Consider the following 13,872-nt stretch of genomic DNA (forward strand, 5'->3'; position numbering starts at 1 on the left):
TCCCCCCTGTTTGTCCCCAGAGATCACTCGACGTCACACGATTTACGGATACTGCGAGGATCGAAGCGGAAGGAGGGGGAGAGAGTCAAGGAGATTGGGTGGCAGGGGTGGGTTATTAGGAAGGATACGGAGTAATAAGTCGGACTACAGGTAAGGGCAGACAACAAGCACAACAGATTGAATCTATTTGCATATTCGGAAGAATTCCGTGGACGGAGGGGCGATACGGTATCGCCCTCTGTATCCCCAGCCTATCGCCCAGGTGGCGAGGCCTTCCGGTGCCCCAAAAAGATGGGGACCGGGAGCGACCCGGTCCCCGAGGACCCTTCAGAAGGAAGTGTCAGCGGCAGGTTCATGCGTCTCGCAATGCGATCCGCGCGTCCAGCCATGCCTCGACTTCCGACAGCAACCACACAACACGATTCTGGCCGAGTCTGATCCGTTTGGGGAACGCCCCGGCCGCTTCGAGCCGCGCAATATGCTGGCCGGAATACGGGATGCCACAGACAGTCTTCAGCTCCTTTTTGGATACGACCTGCTTTTGGTACTGAGCCATCGAACAACTCCCTTGGAAAGGGAGCGTCGACGCCCCAAGTTGGCGAAGCCGCACCAGTGGGCAGGAGGAGATTAGGGAGGGAGGGGGCGGGAGTCGAGATATCTTCGGCGACGCCCTGGGTAGCCCGAATGCAGAGGACCTAGCTCAGGAAGTCTCCGTTCTAACACTTGAAAGTAAGGACGAGGTTGACGTTCGATACTAAGGATTTCAGGGTGGCTCGTAGGCCCGCTTCATGCCGATGGCACCCACTAGTACCGCAGATTGCTCAGGTCCAAAGTCGGTCCATGGCGAATGCTGAGATCGCAACAAAAATTGTTATGCTTGGGATCAGATCAACGTCGGCACTTAGCGGCGGGGCAGTTCTCGCCCCTTTACCAAAACCTCCTGCCCGGTTTCCAATCGGTAGGACTCTGGAAAGAAATGAACTAGCCACGCCTTGAGGACGCGCCATGCCTGATGGGGATCAACCTGCTCCGACGTTTCTCCTAAACGGTCGGCTAAAAATTCATGGGCGCCACCATCCGTGAGACCGGTTGTGGCGAGTTTGTCGATTTCGACAAGGATCGGCATCTGGCGAAGAATTCCGGCCAGGTAAGCGACAAACAAATTTTCCGTCAATCCCTGCGGCGGCGCAAGTGCTGCGAGATCGGCTCTCGCGGCCTCATAAGCACTACTGACCATCGTATCGGCGTCGCGCCCACGATAGACCCCCCACAACCGCTCTGGGGCGGGGCAAAGAGGAATCCAAAGACTCGCGCTAGGCTCCTCTTCTGCTTCGTCGCCGACATCTGGCACGTTCTGCATGGGATAAGCGCGCCTCAGTTCTTCGGCACTTCTCCGGATCTGGTCACGCAATTCCTCAGTGGCCGGAATCGCTGACCGCAGCAGCATTGATTCCCAATCCATAAGGCCCGGAAATTCTTGAGGAAGCGAAACCAAAAGCTCGACATTGGACGGCGTATGCCAACCTAACCCACGGGCCGTCAGATTGGCTGAGCCCACCAAAGCTCGCACGCCATCCGCATAATATTTTGCGTGCAGGTGGGGATGAACGAATAGCTTGCCACCAGGCGCGTCAGCCAATTCATCAAAGATTTCAAGATCACAAGCGCCGACGGCTATGTCCTCGGGCAACCAGCGAGTGACGCAGATACACTCGGTCACTGTTGCTGGCAATTGTGAGAGCGCCCGCCTGATCGAGAGCGATTTTATATAGGGTGCCGCAATGACGATCCGACTAGTTGCGCCGCGAATGAGTTCGAGCATCGCCTCCCCTGGCGCGACTACACTCATCCTAGTCGTCTTCCCGCTCAGTGAGGAAGAAGCGCGCCATTTTTCCCCACTCCTGGCGCATCTCGAACAAGCGGTTTTGCTGCCGAACCTCCTCCAATTCGTATCGCGCCCAAGCAGCGAACAACAGTTCTAGTGTGTCAGCCGCTTTGTGGATTCGATCCATGAGCTCGGCGTCAGATTCATCACCGATATTGGGCTCGAGAGATTCCATCAGCTGTCCGTAAAAGGGATGACTCGTATTGAAGACAATGGCAGTCAGGCCGCCTTGCTTATGTTCGACATTGAAAAACGCATAACCCTCCATCGCCTTTGTCAGGAAGACCACCTTGCGCTTACGCATCATGATAGCGTTAGCTATCTCTTCAGCGACATCTTCCGGATAGTGCTTATCCTCCTTTAGATCCTGCTCAAAACTCTCCCGAGCCGCCTCGGTGAATTCCTCACCATCCGCTTGGGTTGAATGGCCCTGTTCCGCACGTTCGCGAAACTTGGTCGTGGCCAGATCCTCAACAGTCGGCTTATCGTGTCGGTCCGTCTTCGCGCGCCGCCCTTCGGTTTGCTTCTTAAGCCGCTTTCTGACTTCTTGGATCTGTTGCCGGATATGATCAACGATGGGAAGCAAGAGTGATCGAGGATCTCCTTCGCTTTGGATTCGCTCCCGAAATTCCGACAATGACTCCCCAGGATTCGCCTCAGCGCGCCAGTCAAATTGCGCCATTTGCGAGAATATGGTCGCATTCTGCTTGTTGTTCGTAACGCCAAACACCTCGTCCAGCGTCGAAGGAAATTCAACTTCGACGCCCCACCATCGTTCGACCGGATCGTAGCTGTTTGTCCAAGCAGAATCGAGGTCAAGCTCGCGCCCCTCACGCACGATCGATAAACCCACATTTTTTGCGGCGTGTTTGCCGTAAGGCTTGGCGCCGCGATCACTCTTATCGTTTGGCACCGTCTCTTCGCGCGCCCAACTCATGCGCACGACAACATCATGTATCGCTCCATCATAGGCGATGGAAAATACCTCGTCGTCGCCCCACGATTGGAACATGGGTGAGGTGTCGAATGGGGCAGGTGTCGATGAACTTGCCATCAAGTAGAGCGGATCATTCACCCGCACGAAGTCGTCGTAGCTTGGCTCTACCTCACCGTCGGTTAGTGCAACTAGACGTATGGAAAGACGACCGTCGTCAATGAATTTTCGGTACATCCTGCCGACCAGCGTCTCGGTATTCCGCAGGGTTGCGAGAGCACCACGCCAGCTCAGCCGATACTCATCAAATTTCGACCAGAGCACCAAAGTGCCGCTCGTCCCGATGTCTTGAGAACGATCTCGCCATTCTTGGGGTAACGGCTTGGCTGTAGGCTCGGGCACGGCAAAGAGCTGACGGCCTTCAATTTCGTCTACATCGAGATAGGAGTAAATCGCGTTATCGGGACCGCTTTTCCAAGTCCACACTTCGACCCGCCGGCACTGCGAAATGGACGAATTTGGCAACCCCATGCCGAATCGACCGATACCTTTTCGATCCGTCAAATGGGTTCCATTTCCGAATTGCAGCGCAAGCCGAAGGGTCTCAGGGGTCATCCCATCGCCGTTGTCGAGGATTGCAATCGCCTGGCTACGGCGCCGTGCCCGCTCATTCAGTTGCTCATAGTCCTCGAGGCAAATGAGATCGACGTTGCTGGCATTGGCCTGCACAGAATTATCGATCAACTCTGCCAGAGCATAGGCTGTGTTTTTGTATCCGCTATCCCGCATCGCCTTCACGGCGAGTTCTGGCGGAATAATCTCCCCGACAAGCCTCCAAGCCTCAGCCGTCGTCACCTCGCTCATTCCAAACATCCTCCCAATTCTTGAACGCCTCGGCGACACTCCCGAACCCCGGCAAGTCCGGATCTACAACCGTTATAATCTCCGCCTCGTCATTTCCGCCTGCGCGCAGTCCCCTCGTCGCGCGCCCGACCATCTGACTGTAAAGGACGAGTGACCGCGTCGGTCGCGCGATCAATGCAGCGCTTATGCCAGGAGCATCGAAACCAGTGGTCAATACCCCATAATTTACCAATACCATTGGATGACGATCATTGCTCTTAAATCTTTTGATTATCCTTTGCCGTTCGGACTGGTTGCTTTCGCCGGTGACAACAAATGCTTGACGCCCTCTGGCTACCAATATTGCTGTCAACATACGGGCGTTCGCCACTGATGGTGCGAACACAATGACACGCCTATGTCTCGCAAGCAGTTCTTCAACAGCGGTGATGATCCGGAGATTGCGTTGCGTATCGTCGCCCAATCGCTCCAGAATGGCCTCCGGAATATCGATATCGGCAGACAGGAGTCGAACATCATCTTCGGTCAGATTGACGCCGGCGTGCGAGTTCAATGTCTTGAATATCGGCCGTGCCAGATACTTCTGATCGATCAGGAAGGTCACGGGATCGCTATATCCCTCAACCTCCAACGTCACCTTCTGGCCGTCGAAAAATTCCGAGAGCTTTTGGTCTTCACCGATGTCGGACCAGCTCCGACCCGGTGTTGCCGTCAAACCCAACAACGCATTCCGGACGCGCTTGCTGTACAGAGCGTTTAGAATGGCCGCGTATGTCGGAGCGATGGCCTGATGAGCTTCGTCGATAACGGTCAGTGATACTCGATCCGCCAACCGTAAGAGCGCGGCTGGGTCTCGGTTATCCCAGGCTGACATCTTAGACAAGCCAGCCACAATCACGCCGTCACGGATGTTGCTGAGGTCGGGATTTCGGCCTCCCCAAAAGCGCGCTAGGTCCAAAGAGCGATTCCCAAGGAAGTGCCACGCGTTCTCGAATTCATCGGCCGCCTGATCCAACAGCTCAGCATTCTGGGCCAACCAGCACACCACTGTGGATTCATGCTGCCGCAAATGGTCCGCAACGATGTGCATTGCCGTGCGGGTTTTCCCGGCGCCGGTTGGCATGTGGAGCACGACCTTGCTGGGGGCGGAGGTCAACGCCACAATCACCCGATCCGCCGCTGTCCGCTGATGTGCGAAAAGCGCATAGCCGGCTGCAGCCTTCATCATATTGGACGAGGCCGCCACCGGCGCCCGTTCGTCCTCTACTACACCAAAAAACGAAAGCAGAATTGAAAGGGTGTTGCTATCTGCCGCTTTTGTACACAAATCGGCATAAAGGGAACGTCCGTCATTTACCCCCACGCGTCGTGCGAGTTCTCGTGCCTTCGGCAGAGGTAGCGCTCGGATGACGTGTTCCCGCCCCTCGATATCTCGAAGCAACGTGGACGGATCTATCAATTGAGCGGCCAAATCGCCAAGTCTCCCGTCCAACGCAATGTCCGGATCAAGAGCCTCAATGGTATTGATGATCGAGGGGCCAATAATCTTTCGTAACGTCGTCGGCTTCGCCCCCCGCAGTAAGGCCTGAAGGGCAATGCCCGGAGACGTCGGAAAGCCCGCTGCCTTTGTCATTTCAGAATGTTTTCCGCATTCAAGACAACCGAGACCCGATATTTCGCTACATCGACGGCGGCCGCGCTAGCAAAGTCGATCAAGCTTTCCAAGTTCAACGCTCTGTCGCTCTACGTTTTACTTATGACATGTCAGACACACCTTAGCCTTGCCATATAGATCATCAATATCAATAGGTTCTCTATCCTCCCTTAAAGGATTCGCTTGAACCTTAGAACGCAGCCGCGCGATCCGCTGCTCATGATCCGACTTTATCTGCGCAACACGGTTCGGGCGTTCCAAATCTTCAAGGGATTCGCCCTGACTCCATGTGAAAGGCGAGCCATGCTCGACGGCGTCTTTCTCATAGGCTTTCGCTTCTTCGTATGCATCAGGATGGTGTTCTTTCAATCGAACCCATTCGATCTTTTGCTGAAAAAAGCAGAAAGTGCAGCCGCTACGTGAACGCCATGAATAATATTTTGGAAGCCCCAAACCGGCTCCTTCAAGGATGTCTAGCACACCGGCCTTGTCAACACCGGCTTGTTTGAATGGCAACTTGACGATCAGCCTATCGTGCTTTGAGGCATAACCTTCCCGGTATTCCTCATCGCTGCGAATGGCCACATAGCTATAGATGGTCGCCCCCTCGGCCAGCATCGGGCGGAGCCAGTGCTCAAACGGGCGCAGCTTGAGTTGACGCGTACACCAGCGGGTTTGCGGTGACGGCAGGAATTCGTTGTACTGCTTTAGCCAGAAATCAAAATCCCGGTCAGGATTGAGCCTCCGAATAGGCTGACCCAGAAACCCCTCCAGACGGCCCAGGTACTCGTAGACTTCCGGAAGCTCCTTGCCGGTATCGGTGAAGAAATATTCGATCTCCAACGCGGGATGGTGCTGGCGCATATAGACTGCGAGGGCCGCGCTATCGCGCCCGCCGGAGAGGCCGAGAACGTGCTTTTCTGAAACGGATCTATTCACGACTTCCCTTTCCCTCCTCGTTCTTGACAAGAATGGCATTTATCCATGCATCTTTTCCTCTATGGCCACCCTCGCCTTGGGAAATCCAAATCTCAGCCAAGTCCATGCCGGCGATATTGCCCAAGACGGTGCGAAGTCGGGCTTCGTTCATATCTAGGTAGAAACGACCATCTTCTGAATATCGCTCACCTGGCCCATGTTTGAACGAGATGTAGAGAGCCCCGCCGGACCTGAGTACTTGAACGAGCCTGCGAAATGCGTCAGGCAATTCGTTGGAAGGCACATGGAGCAGAGAAGCGCAGGCCCAAATGCCTTCGTAGAGCAACTCGGATTCAAATTCCTGGAAACGCTGAACACGTGCGGGAACACCTGTTAATTCCGTTGATAGAGCGCAAAGCGAAGGCGAAGCGTCGAAGGCATCAACATCGTATCCGCGCTCTTTGAATGCGAGTGTGTCGCGCCCGGAGCCGCTGCCAGCATCAAGTATCCGCGCGTGCTTAGGAAGATAGCGCAGAAAACGAACATAGACCTCCGACATGTCCACGCCGAGCGTAGCAGCCGAATATGCGCTCGCCTGCTCCTCATAGTATTTGGAGGTTCCACATTCACCCGCTACCGCCATTAGCGCGGCGCTAAACATTCGCGCCTCCAGTCTTCTTCCTTTCTTTTCCCTGACCGCTCCTATTGAAGATGAGCAGATAGAGGGCAGCCAACAGCACTACGAACCCGCCGACACCCCAGCAACGACTTATTGCGAATGGCCAATACGTCCAGAAAGCGCTGATAAACGAGAAAATGGCGGCCAGCATCATGAGCGTGCAGAAGATCGTTATCATGCTGTAGCTGCCAAGCCAGGGAAGTTGAGGATTTGTGGGTTTGCCACCGGCGAAGCTCGCCGGATGAAAAGCTTCGATGCGCTCAAGGTAACTCTCTAAAACATCCCGGATTCGATAAACAATCAAGATCAGAGCGAGGTTACTGAAACCTGCCAGCATTATGAGCGCGAACCTGATTTCCATATCCAGATTTTCGGTAACGCCAGCACCAAACCAGAGACCGCCGGTGAGCGTCATAGCGAGCACAGGCACGTGGTTCATCTGCGTATTGAGGCTTCGAAACTGCTCAAAGTTCTGAACATAGCAAAGTTGTTCAGCGGGCGAAGCTTCACTCATTGTGAGCCATCCTTACTTCTGAACCTGCTTCGGCGGTTGGGCGCATGTAGCTTGCTGTCAGTTCGGCTAGAGCCGCGAGAATGACGTTTCGCTGCTTCACGTGTGAATTCTCCAGTATGACTTCGACCCGCGCAATCAGCGCGTCGACGTTCTCTCGATCGGAGTCCGCGATGTCGAATTCCTCCAGAAACGGGGCAGGCCGACCATCAACGCCAATCATAACAGCCATGGCTTGCCGCTTATCGGGGCGTCCCTTAACCCGCGCATAGGTCTCGGCGCGCAGGAATTTCTGCGCCAATTCGGCTAGCTCGACGGTGGCGCGATCGAGATCGGGGTCTACCCAATCACGGGGAGGCTTGTTCGCAGCGAGGCTTGCGATCCCTTCGAAACTTTCTTCGCTTTCATTGAACTGGGCCAAACGCCCGGCGAACGCATCAAGCCGAAAATCACCTGCCAATTGCCGAATATTCTCCGCGCGTGCGCGCAGCTCCGCCAGCGATTGGGGCGAAACATTCGGAACACGCAGTTCAGCGAGCATTATGTCGCGCAGACGTTGCAGCATCGACGGATAGGCGAGCACCAACTCGCCGAGCCCATCGCGGACGCTCTCGATCACACGGCGCAAGTCATCTTCTTTGCCAAACGATACGTCTTCGCCGAGTATTCCAGGAATATCGTCGAAGAGGAATTGGTTGGGATCGTGCGCCCTCTTGAAGAGATCTCGGATATTCACCGCATTGGACGACAGGCGCATTGTACGCGCCGTCCATTGGGGCAAACGATCATAAATTGCGACGAGGCCGCGCCCCACATCGATGGGCGCCAGATTGACGAGATCATTAGACTTGTCCAAGTTCCGCACAACCTCCGCCATACCGGACAAAAGGCGTCGCGAAACATCAGACAAGTCCATCCAGCGCAGCTGGATGAAGGCTGGGTCTTTCGCCAATAGCTCAACATCTACATCGTCGAAGCGCGAACGGAAAATGCCATTGCGATAAACTGCGAGCCGTTCACGTTGCGATAGAATGAAGGCGACCGCAAAGATCGGCATCAGCCCATCTTTCACGCCGAACGGAGGCTTGCCCCATTCCGCGAACAGCTCGGAAATCGCCACGGTCCTCTTGGCATGTCTCCGCACGTAGTCGGAGGCTTTCTTCCAGATCGGACCCAACCGACGTGGATCAGCAGCGCCAGTATTTGGCGCCGCAAACCGCCAGACATCGCCATCCTGCACATAAAGGCCTGTTGATTCCAGGACAGACGCAAACAATCCGCCTTCCGCGGGAAATCCTTCAATCCCGAGACGCGGCTCACCCTCGTTCAGAACCATGCGCCGAAGAAGATTGTTCTGCGCTGCAATTGCATTGCTCGACGGCTTTTGCCGATTGAGCAACTCGTTGTGCAGGCGGGGAGATTCCTCGAATCGGCGGTCGGCTAAATCCGACGCGATACTGTTCAGGTCGGCCTGGCGCAAGCGCTTCGGCTGATAGTTCTTGCGAAACCACAACGCATTGTCAAACGCCTTGTGGAGCTCCGTTTCGAGAAGCGCTTGCAATGACGCTAAGCGGGCGAACACTTCGCGACGCGCAACCGCATCGCCCTGGAGTTCGGGGTGATCGTTGCTTACACTTTCAAGGGCGAACAGCTCGCGGGCCAGCGGTAAAATTGCCCAAGAGCGCTTCGATATGCCGACAATAATATCCCACTCATCACTTTGGCGAGCGGCTTTGCGGCAAAGCTCTTCGGTATGCTGTTCATCTTCTCCCTCGGTCGGAATAGCCAGCAGGAATTCACCGATAGCGTCATTCTCGGGCTCGAGCTCAGCGGCAAAATCCACCAAGCCGCTGACGGGCACGATATTGACGTCAAACCAGCGTAGCGCGCCGGTCTCATGATAATGTCGCTTCGCTAGAACGGGCTGCAACCCAGCAAGCGCCTTCAATTCCTTGAAATTAATCTCATCAACCTCGTCGAGCGCGGCACGCACGGCTCGATCAATGTCGAAATCGCTGCCGGCGAAGATCGCTCGCGCATCCAGGAATTTTTTGAAGATCGTAAAGGACCACCGGTCCAAGTCGGCAAGTGCTTTTTCGAGCGCCCTGGCCGAAGCCTCGGGAAAACAAGCGTTGAGGAGCGCCGAATTCGCGACTAGGCCCGACCGTTCCTTGAACAGATCGATGACCGCAACAGTCTTAAGCAGCTTGACGTGCAGGTCACCGCCGCCAATCGCCTCACAGCGTTCGAGCGCCTCGGCCGCCAGCGCCCAACGATGCCCATCGGGAGAAGCGAGGATCGACGGCTCCAGATTGGTTCGCAGATAATCCCACAGCCGTTCCGGTCCGTAGAGGTCGCGATCGCCGGCCTGGTTGAGAAAATCCTGGAAGCCATGCGGCTCCGATGAGTTCAGGAACCCAAAAATGCTACGCTGATTCTGACCAAAGCGCCGCCGCGAGATCGGTCCCAACAGGCAAGCGACTACTGGGTGCAGCGGCCAGCAATCCTCCAGCATAGTGGCCAGCCGCTCATTGTCGTCCGCGCGATCACGGTGGGCGAGCCTGGCAACCGCCGTCGCAACGGGTCCCGGCTTTTTATACTGGTGATCGCTCTCGATAGCCCGCGCGACAAGGTCGATCTGTTCTTCGCCGGCGGTATCGACCACGAGATCAACAAAACGTCCTTGTATTTTCGCCCATTCGTCGCGCATTTCGTGCGACAGCCTGTGCGCATATTCATCAAAGGCCTGATGCAAGACGCCCACAATCAGAAATCGACCTTTGCTGCGAGACGCGACTTCAGCGAGCTGCTGCAAGATGAAAATGTCGGAGCCGTCCTGGGCTGCGCCTTCCAAAAATTTGCCCATCTCGTCGATGAATAGGAGCAGTCCGCCATGCGTCCGCGGTTTCTCAGCCGCCGCTTCGATCAGCGCGGCAATGAGGTTGCTTTCAGTCCAACCGCCGCGCGGCCGCCTTGAAATGAGACCGGTCTTCGCGACAGCTTCTCCAATCACGGACACTGGATCGTCACGTCGGGCAACGACCGGAACGATACGCCACCCCTTCGTGCCGGTAGGAAGAGCGGTGTGGATCTCTTTCGTCAGCTTTTGGCCAAAGAGCTTCGCGGCTTGTCTTTGGAGCCCTGGATTTCCATTCAGCAGCGCACTCAAAGCGATGACTAGGCTCGACTTGCCGCTGCCATAGGGGCCGGTCCAGGTAAATGCGCCCTGGCCCGCTTCCGACACATGCCGCACCATCGTTGAAAGGGTGTTGGCTGACGACTGGGGGCAAACAAAGCCCTCAAGAGCGGCTGCATCGCCCAAATCGGCGTCAATCCGGATCGATCTCATGAACCGGCGAGCGATATGCACATGATCGCGCAAGGTCATCAGGCAGCTTCCCTCTCGGTCCGATCGTCATAGTCCCTCATCAGCAACGCCAACGCAGCGTCTGCGTCGATCGACGCGTTGCGTACGATCTGTTTCAGGCCAGCCGCCTCGGACCATCGCAAGGCCCCGTTCGTGACCTCCTCAAGTCCGGCAAGTCGGTCTGCGACGTCATTTTCGTCGAAGAGAAAGGTGCGGCCTGGACTGCCCGGCGCATGCGCAATGGCTTCGAACGACAGTGTCGCCGCTCCCGAATAGCGGGACCAAAAATCAAGAAGTGCATAGGCGAAAACGCCATCGCCCAAAGTCGATTTTGTGCCGCGCACGAAACGAAAACCGTCCTTTTTGCCAATGGCCTTGATAAGCCCAAGTTCCGTCAACGGCGATTCCAGCGCATCGTCGTGCCCAACTTTGCCGGATGGTGGCCGCGCGACGTAGGTCCGAATGAAACAGGCTACGTCGTTTTTAAGCGTGGCCTGTGCCACGCGTGACCAATTGCGATCCTTGGCCAGACGATCGAGCTTTTTGATGAAGCTTTCACGCTCGAAGGTGAGCGCCGGATAGTGGCTGAACGCCCAGAACCATGTAGTCTTCTCAGCGTGGCCGGCCAATTGCCAATGGATGAGCCACAGGGTCGCCGGATGCTCCATGAAAGGGTCCACCCCCTTCGGGCTGAAGAGCAACCGTCCAAGTCCGGTGGTGCGGACGCTATTAACCGTTGGCTCATCAATAATGCCCGCAGCCTTTGCCCAATGCCGCATGGACGCGACCATATTTTTGCCGACGCCGAAACGCGCAATTGCCTCATCGTCCCAACAGGCCACCCGGTTCTCGGGCACATCTTCGGTTTCGGCGACCCGGTCAAAGGCCTTCTTCAGCCACCCATAGCGAAGCGGAAAGGTCTCGTGGCCTGAAAACTGCGGGCTGTAGCCATCTTGATATAGTGGTCCTCTTGCCATGCCTTCTCCCGGGCTACTGGATCGTACGTCCAGGTCGACTGTATGGTGGGAACAGTGTTAGGGTCAATGAAGGCTGGATATGTCCTCCAGAACGGCCACAATCGAATTGGCGATGGCCAAAGGCCACATAGTTCGACCATGTGATTGATATTAAATGCGAATTGGGAAATCTATCTATCTCGATCACCAAGCAACGACACCCGTCGATTCCCAAGTTTTTGCCGAAATGACCCCCTATTTTGCGAAGTGCTTCGGCAATCCACATTCCACAGATCATTCGCTCGGATGGGAATCATCGCAGGCGGTTGAAGCTGCGGCTGCAACGATCGGCAATCTGATTGGCGCGGACGCAGACGAAATCATCTTCACATCAGGCGCTACCGAGGCGAACAATCTCGCCCTTCTTGGGCTCGCTCGACGCGCGGCTGGAGGCAAGCGTGGGCGCGTCCTCGTCGGGGCAATCGAGCACAAATGCGTTCTGGCGGCGAGCCGCACTCTAGAGCAACAGCTCGAGTACGATGTACAATATCTTCCTGTGGATGAGCAGGGGCTCATCAATCTGTCGATGCTCGAACAACATCTGTCCGAAGAGGTTCTGCTTGTCTCCATCGCACCGGTGAATAATGAGATCGGCACGATTCAAGACATCAATGTAATTTCCAAGATGGTTCGGGCTGTTGGTGCGCTTCTCCACTGCGACGGCGCACAAGCGCCGTGTGCGATCGATATGACAGACATGGCGGAATTTGCCGATCTGCTTAGCCTATCGGCTCATAAAATCTATGGCCCGAAGGGCATTGGCGCGCTCTACATTCGCCGGGACTTACACCCTCAAATCGAACCGCTCATCTATGGCGGCGGCCAACAAAGCAATTTACGGGCTGGCACAATCCCGGTCCCGCTCTGCGTCGGTATGGCTGCAGCAACACGCCTCCTTTGCTCATCCGACGCCGTAAGCGAACGCAAACGCCTGCGGGGTCGCACCACAGAATTCATCAGTCTTGTACAAAGCCTTTCGTGGCCTGTCCTCTTGAATGGTCCCGACGCTGCGCGTCGGCATCCGGGCAACGCCAATTTGAGATTCGAAGGATTTGATGCCCAGGATATTCTCAGAACGCTTCAGCCTTATCTTGCCGCCTCCACGGGATCGGCTTGCACGTCCGGCATCCCCGAGCCATCGCATGTATTGCGGGCAATCGGACTTTGCACAGCGCAGGCGGATGGATCGATTCGCTTCAGTCTCGGACGGGAAACAACCGATGAAGATATTCACTACGCCGTGGAGCTCATTGACCATGCCCTTGAACGCATCTCGCGATCATCTGCTGTAGTTCGATAGCCTGACGCTTAGAGCACAAGACGCAAATTCGGCTTCTGTCCCGAAGCCAACACTCGAGGCTGGCTCGCAAGAAGTGCTCACCCAGCGATGTTCGGTCGGCCTAGAACGTCTATTCAGTATTTATGTAGAATAGATTGAACAGAATGAGCAATTCTGTTCACTTAATAGTAATCAGGTCAACCTCTTTCTTACGCTTTGTTGCGTATGGAAGAGTGACCTTCAAATTATGATTTACGACAATACGGGGCGAAGGAAATATCTCACGATCAATGAACGCGAGGCATTTATTGGGGCCGCACATAGCTTGCGACCAGAAGCGGAGACTTTTTGCCTGGCACTCGTTTACACGGGCGCGCGCATATCTGAAATTCTCGCGCTGACGCCAGAGCATATCGATACCGGCGCTGGAATTATCATCATTGAGAGTCTCAAAAAGCGTCGGCGTGGCGTCTTTCGGGCCGTGCCCGTGCCAACACACTTCCTCGCGCGACTTGAGGCAGTTCACGGTCTTCATGACGCTCAATCAGATCTGGGGCGGCGGACCGAGCGCTTATGGCCTTGGGGGCGAACAACCGCGTGGACGCAGGTTAAGCAGGTCATGCGAATGATTGGAGTTGGCCCAAGCCAGTCAATGCCCAAAGCGCTCCGACATGCCTTTGGAGTGGGGGCCACACAAAAGACTGTTCCACTTGACGTGAGCCCCTGAACTTCCTCCAGATTTGAGTAGAGTCCGTCAATTGAAGG

General features: G+C 55.6%; 11 protein-coding genes. 2 read left to right on the forward strand and 9 right to left on the reverse strand.

Going from position 1 to position 13,872, the window contains the following annotated elements:
- Positions 1-352: 352 nt before the first annotated feature.
- The 9 genes from ACKUUH_RS11895 to ACKUUH_RS11935 form a co-directional block, all read right to left on the reverse strand.
- On the reverse strand, positions 353-556 hold the full coding sequence (locus ACKUUH_RS11895; protein WP_293509144.1) for an AlpA family transcriptional regulator: 204 nt from the start codon (positions 554-556) through the stop codon (positions 353-355).
- 345 nt (positions 557-901) lie between these two features.
- Positions 902-1,822, reverse strand: coding sequence for a phospholipase D family protein (locus ACKUUH_RS11900; RefSeq protein WP_407950137.1), 921 nt, complete (start codon positions 1,820-1,822; stop codon positions 902-904).
- 28 nt (positions 1,823-1,850) lie between these two features.
- The gene (locus ACKUUH_RS11905; protein ID WP_407950138.1) at positions 1,851-3,683 is read right to left on the reverse strand and encodes an ATP-binding protein; all 1,833 of its coding nucleotides are present in this window, start codon (positions 3,681-3,683) and stop codon (positions 1,851-1,853) included.
- Positions 3,661-5,316 (reverse strand): DEAD/DEAH box helicase, encoded by a 1,656-nt coding sequence (locus tag ACKUUH_RS11910; RefSeq protein WP_407950139.1) that lies wholly within the window; start codon positions 5,314-5,316, stop codon positions 3,661-3,663. The genes ACKUUH_RS11905 and ACKUUH_RS11910 overlap by 23 nt, the downstream gene beginning before the upstream one ends.
- 117 nt (positions 5,317-5,433) lie before the next feature.
- Positions 5,434-6,276 carry a phosphoadenosine phosphosulfate reductase family protein gene (locus tag ACKUUH_RS11915; RefSeq protein ID WP_407950140.1) on the reverse strand — a complete coding sequence of 281 codons (843 nt, stop codon included), beginning with the start codon at positions 6,274-6,276 and terminating at the stop codon, positions 5,434-5,436.
- Entirely contained in the window at positions 6,269-6,916 is a 648-nt protein-coding gene (locus ACKUUH_RS11920; protein WP_407950141.1) for a class I SAM-dependent methyltransferase, read from the reverse strand. Before ACKUUH_RS11920 ends, ACKUUH_RS11915 begins: the two co-directional genes overlap by 8 nt.
- On the reverse strand, positions 6,909-7,448 hold the full coding sequence (locus ACKUUH_RS11925) for a hypothetical protein (protein ID WP_407950142.1): 540 nt from the start codon (positions 7,446-7,448) through the stop codon (positions 6,909-6,911). Before ACKUUH_RS11925 ends, ACKUUH_RS11920 begins: the two co-directional genes overlap by 8 nt.
- On the reverse strand, positions 7,441-10,833 hold the full coding sequence (locus ACKUUH_RS11930) for an ATP-binding protein (RefSeq protein ID WP_407950143.1): 3,393 nt from the start codon (positions 10,831-10,833) through the stop codon (positions 7,441-7,443). Before ACKUUH_RS11930 ends, ACKUUH_RS11925 begins: the two co-directional genes overlap by 8 nt.
- Entirely contained in the window at positions 10,833-11,789 is a 957-nt protein-coding gene (locus ACKUUH_RS11935) for a DUF4007 family protein (RefSeq protein ID WP_407950144.1), read from the reverse strand. The genes ACKUUH_RS11930 and ACKUUH_RS11935 overlap by 1 nt, the downstream gene beginning before the upstream one ends.
- 154 nt (positions 11,790-11,943) lie before the next feature.
- Between ACKUUH_RS11935 and ACKUUH_RS11940 the strand changes: the two genes are divergently transcribed.
- Both ACKUUH_RS11940 and ACKUUH_RS11945 read left to right on the forward strand, forming a co-directional pair.
- Complete coding sequence (locus ACKUUH_RS11940) at positions 11,944-13,128, forward strand: cysteine desulfurase family protein (RefSeq protein ID WP_407950145.1); 1,185 nt, start codon at positions 11,944-11,946, stop codon at positions 13,126-13,128.
- Between the two features lie 226 nt (positions 13,129-13,354).
- Positions 13,355-13,834 (forward strand): tyrosine-type recombinase/integrase, encoded by a 480-nt coding sequence (locus ACKUUH_RS11945; RefSeq protein WP_407950146.1) that lies wholly within the window; start codon positions 13,355-13,357, stop codon positions 13,832-13,834.
- Positions 13,835-13,872: the final 38 nt, after the last annotated feature.

Source organism: Parvibaculum sp. (assembly GCF_045863935.1).
GTDB lineage: Bacteria > Pseudomonadota > Alphaproteobacteria > Parvibaculales > Parvibaculaceae > Parvibaculum.

What these genes read in the sequence shown, in the direction of transcription:
- ACKUUH_RS11895 (WP_293509144.1), bottom strand. Translation starts at nt 556, where the DNA reads ATGGCTCAGTACCAAAAGCAGGTCGTATCCAAAAAGGAGCTGAAGACT.
- ACKUUH_RS11900 (WP_407950137.1), bottom strand. Translation starts at nt 1,822, where the DNA reads ATGCTCGAACTCATTCGCGGCGCAACTAGTCGGATCGTCATTGCGGCA.
- ACKUUH_RS11905 (WP_407950138.1), bottom strand. Translation starts at nt 3,683, where the DNA reads ATGAGCGAGGTGACGACGGCTGAGGCTTGGAGGCTTGTCGGGGAGATT.
- ACKUUH_RS11910 (WP_407950139.1), bottom strand. Translation starts at nt 5,316, where the DNA reads ATGACAAAGGCAGCGGGCTTTCCGACGTCTCCGGGCATTGCCCTTCAG.
- ACKUUH_RS11920 (WP_407950141.1), bottom strand. Translation starts at nt 6,916, where the DNA reads ATGTTTAGCGCCGCGCTAATGGCGGTAGCGGGTGAATGTGGAACCTCC.
- ACKUUH_RS11925 (WP_407950142.1), bottom strand. Translation starts at nt 7,448, where the DNA reads ATGAGTGAAGCTTCGCCCGCTGAACAACTTTGCTATGTTCAGAACTTT.
- ACKUUH_RS11930 (WP_407950143.1), bottom strand. Translation starts at nt 10,833, where the DNA reads ATGACCTTGCGCGATCATGTGCATATCGCTCGCCGGTTCATGAGATCG.
- ACKUUH_RS11935 (WP_407950144.1), bottom strand. Translation starts at nt 11,789, where the DNA reads ATGGCAAGAGGACCACTATATCAAGATGGCTACAGCCCGCAGTTTTCA.
- ACKUUH_RS11940 (WP_407950145.1), top strand. Translation starts at nt 11,944, where the DNA reads ATGCGAATTGGGAAATCTATCTATCTCGATCACCAAGCAACGACACCC.
- ACKUUH_RS11945 (WP_407950146.1), top strand. Translation starts at nt 13,355, where the DNA reads ATGATTTACGACAATACGGGGCGAAGGAAATATCTCACGATCAATGAA.